The following is a 541-nucleotide window of genomic DNA, read 5'->3' as shown; positions in this document are numbered from 1 at the left end:
AACAGGGCTTCCGCGCCGACAATCTGCTCACTGCGCAAATCGACAATCGGCTGGTAGTGCAGCTCAAGCTGCCCGCGCTCGACCGCCTGCGCCAGTTGCGCCACTGTCCATTCAATTGGCTGGGAAGCGCTCATGATCGACCTCTGAAGGCCCGCAGCAGCCGCGTCACAGACAGGACAAACAAGCCGGTCAGCGTGAGGGCTGCAATACCCCAGTGCTCGCCGATGAACGCGCCGGCCGTCGTGCCGGCCAGCACAATGGCGAGAATCGGCAAATGACAGGGACAGGTGAGCACCGCCAGCGCACCCCACAGGTAGCCGGTGAACGGCTTGTGTGTCTCGGCCGGCATGCGCTCGGGGCTGTTCATGGCAAACTCTCCGCATGCTGTGCCGGCGCGGTCGGCATGGCGGCCAACTGCACTTCCAGATTGGCCAACGCTTCGCGCCGGCGTTCGACGAACTGACGCAGCACAGCAAGCTGCGCGGCAGTTTCATCGCAGTTCGCCGCATCCAGCGCCCGGCACAGCCGCGCCAATGCGCCG

Annotated in this window: 2 protein-coding genes and 1 pseudogene; all 3 read right to left on the bottom strand. The window is 65.1% G+C overall.

The window, feature by feature from the left end; all coding sequences use genetic code 11:
• On the bottom strand, positions 1-134 hold a 134-nt coding region (locus tag R7Z77_RS27975; RefSeq protein ID WP_318137381.1), incomplete at its 3' end, for an EAL domain-containing protein.
• Entirely contained in the window at positions 131-367 is a 237-nt protein-coding gene (gene merE / locus R7Z77_RS27970; RefSeq protein WP_001087810.1) for a broad-spectrum mercury transporter MerE, read from the bottom strand. The genes R7Z77_RS27975 and merE, both read right to left, overlap by 4 nt.
• A pseudogene (locus R7Z77_RS27965) lies at positions 364-541 on the bottom strand (transcriptional regulator MerD); the annotation flags it as partial. The gene merE and the pseudogene R7Z77_RS27965, both read right to left, overlap by 4 nt.

Source organism: Vibrio sp. 1401 (genome assembly GCF_033340295.1).
The sequence above is the reverse complement of the archived record's forward strand: the minus strand, read 5'-3'. Positions and strand labels throughout refer to the sequence as shown.